Raw genomic sequence first — 3,133 nt, 5'->3', positions numbered from 1 at the left:
CAGGCACCGGGCAACGCCTTCCTGGAGGCACTGGCCGAGCAGCGGCGGGCGGAGGGACTGACGGCCACCACGCTTGCCTGGGGACCGTGGGGCGACGGCAGTGCGGTCGCCGGCCCGGTGGGCGACCGTATGCGCCGGCACGGCATCCTGGAGATGGCGCCCGACCTCGCCGTCACCGCCCTGGGCCAGGCCCTGGACCGGGACGAGACGGCACTGACCGTCATCGACATGGAGTGGAAGCGCTTCGCGCTCGCCTTCACCGCAGACCGGTCGCGTCCCCTGCTGGACGACCTGCCGGAGGCCCGGGAAGTCATCGAGAACGCACAACCCGACCACGCGGACGACCCCACGGGTGCGGTACCGCTCACCAAGCAGCTCGCGGGCCTGTCGGCCACCGAACAGGAACGCCTGCTGCTGGACCTGGTGCGAGGCGCCGTCGCCGCCGTACTGGGGCATGCCGGCATCGACGCGGTGGAGGCCAACCGGGCCTTCAAGGAACTCGGCTTCGACTCGCTCACCGCAGTCGAACTGCGCAACCGGCTCGGCGCCGCGACCGGGCTGAAACTGCCGCCCACCCTGATCTTCGACCATCCGACGCCGTCCGCGGTGGCCGGATACCTGCGCGGCGAGGTGGTGCCGGAGGCGGACGGTGGCGCACCGGTGCTGGAAGAGCTCGACCGGCTGGAGTCGCTGCTCGCCGGCGCCAGCCCGGACAACGTGACCAGGGCCCGTATCACCATGCGTCTGCAGTCGCTGCTGGGGAAGTGGAACGACACCGACGCGCCGGCCGCCGAGGACGGGTCCGCGCAGGGCGGTGGCATCAATGACGTGTCACAGCTTGAGGCGGCCAGCGACGAAGAACTCATCGCGTTCATCAACGAGGGCCTCGGCAGGGCGTGACTCGCCTAAAGTATGACCCGTGAGCATTGACGGATTTCCTCGGAGTCCGTCAGACTTCTCGGTCGAGAACCGCGGTGAAATTGATCCCGCGGTTCTTTTCCCGACCCCTTCCACGGGCCGGGACCTCATGCCCTCCCCCCCTGCTCACCTCCGTCGCTCAGGGGTGCGTAGGGGGCGGTCAGGGGTTGTCGAGGGCATTTGGGCGACCATAGCCTGCCCACGAGAAGCGGGTTGAATCACTTCTCGGTCCGATTCATTTCTGGTTCCTTTTTCCGATGCCGTCTGCCGTAAATGGGTTGCGTTTAAATGGCGAATGAAGAGACGCTGCGGGACTACCTCAAGCTGGTGACGGCGGATCTGCACCAGACCCGTCAGCGCCTGCGTGAGGCCGAGGCGAAGAACCAGGACCCCATCGCCGTCGTGGCGATGAGCTGCCGCTACCCCGGCGGGGTCACCTCTCCCGAGGACCTGTGGCAGTTGGTGACCGACGAAGTGGACGTCGTCACGGAGTTTCCCGCCGACCGCGGCTGGGACCTCGACACCGTCTACCACCCCGACCCCGAGCACCCGGGCACCAGCTACGTCAAGCAGGGCGGGTTCGTCCGCGACATCGCAGGGTTCGACCCCAGCCCCTTCGGCATCAGCCCGCGTGAGGCTCTGTCCATGGACCCCCAGCAGCGGCTGCTGCTGGAGACGTCGTGGGAGGCGTTCGAACGCGCCGGCATCGACCCGACGACCCTGCGCGGCAAGCAGGTCGGCGTCTTCGTCGGCACCAGCAGCCACGACTACCTGACCGCGCTGCTGAGCTCGTCCGAGGATCTCGAGGGCTACCTGGGCACCGGCAACGCCGCCAGCGTCGCCTCCGGCCGGCTGTCGTACGCCTTCGGGCTCGAGGGGCCCGCCCTCACCGTCGACACCGCCTGCTCCTCGTCGCTGGTCGCCCTGCACCTGGCCGTCCAGGCGCTGCGCAACGGCGAGTGCTCGATGGCGCTGGCCGGCGGCGCGACCCTGATGTCGGCGCCGGGCACCTTCATCGACTACAGCAAGCAGCGCGGCCTGGCCATGGACGGCCGCTGCAAGGCCTTCTCCTCCGCGGCCGACGGTTTCTGCCTCGCCGAGGGCGTGGGCATCCTGCTGGTCGAACGGCTCTCCGACGCCCGTCGCAAGGGGCATCCGGTGCTGGCCGTGGTTCGTGGCACCGCTGTCAACCAGGACGGTGCCAGCAACGGGCTCACGGCACCCAACGGCCCGTCCCAGCAGCGGGTCATCCTGCAGGCCCTGGCCAACGCACGGCTCACCCCGCAGGAGGTCGACGCCGTCGAGGCGCACGGCACCGGCACCGCACTCGGCGACCCGATCGAGGCCCAGGCGCTGCTCGCCACCTACGGCCAGGACCGGCCGCAGGACCAGCCGCTCTGGCTCGGCTCGCTGAAGACCAACATCGGGCACGCGCAGGCCGCCGCCGGCGTCGCCGGCGTCATCAAGTCGGTCATGGCACTGCGCAACGGCGTGCTGCCCAGGACGCTGCACCTGAACGAGCCGACGCCGCATGTCGACTGGTCCGCGGGCGAGGTGTCGCTGCTGTCCGAGGCGCAGGAGTGGCCGCGCACCGACCGCCCGCGGCGCATCGGCGTGTCGTCGTTCGGCATGAGCGGCACCAACGCCCACACCATTCTGGAAGAGGCCGAGGAGACCACCGGGACTTCGGCGCCGGCCGCCGATGGGGCGGGGCGCCTGCCGCACGTACCGGTGGTGCTGTCCGGCAAGGACGAGGCGGCGCTGCGCGCCCAGGCCGGCCGGCTCCGCGCTCACCTGGCAGCCCGGCCGGAAGTGCCTCTCGCCGACATCGCCTACTCCCAGGCCGTCAGCCGCCCCGCGCTCGACCGCCGGGCCGTGCTCGTCGCGAGCGACCGCGAGGAGCTGCTGACCGGCCTCACCGCGCTGGCCGCCGGGGAGATGACGAGCGCATTGGAAGCGGCCACCGAGGGCAAGGTGGCGTTCCTGTTCTCGGGTCAGGGCAGCCAGCGCGCGGGTATGGGCCGTGAGCTGTACGAGACGTATCCGGCGTTCGCCGAGGCCCTGGACGAGGTTCTCGCACGGTTCGAACTGCCGCTGCGCGAGGCGATGTTCTGCGACGAGTCCGCGGCCCTGGACCAGACGGCGTACACCCAGCCCGCCCTGTTCGCGGTGGAGGTGGCGCTGTTCCGGCTCCTCGAATCGTGGGGCATCAAGC

At 70.3% G+C, this 3,133-nt stretch carries 2 protein-coding genes; both read left to right on the top strand.

Going from position 1 to position 3,133, the window contains the following annotated elements; all coding sequences use genetic code 11:
• Positions 1–900: beta-ketoacyl reductase (locus tag LMU33_RS40630; protein WP_228627104.1), on the top strand; the 900-nt coding region annotated here is incomplete at its 5' end.
• Between the two features lie 306 nt (positions 901–1,206).
• Positions 1,207–3,133 (top strand): type I polyketide synthase (locus tag LMU33_RS40625; protein WP_228627102.1); only part of this gene is annotated, 1,927 nt, incomplete at its 3' end.

Source organism: Streptomyces barringtoniae, assembly GCF_020819595.1.
Taxonomy (GTDB): Bacteria; Actinomycetota; Actinomycetes; order Streptomycetales; family Streptomycetaceae; genus Streptomyces; species Streptomyces barringtoniae.
This window is presented reverse-complemented; position numbering and strand designations above follow the sequence as displayed.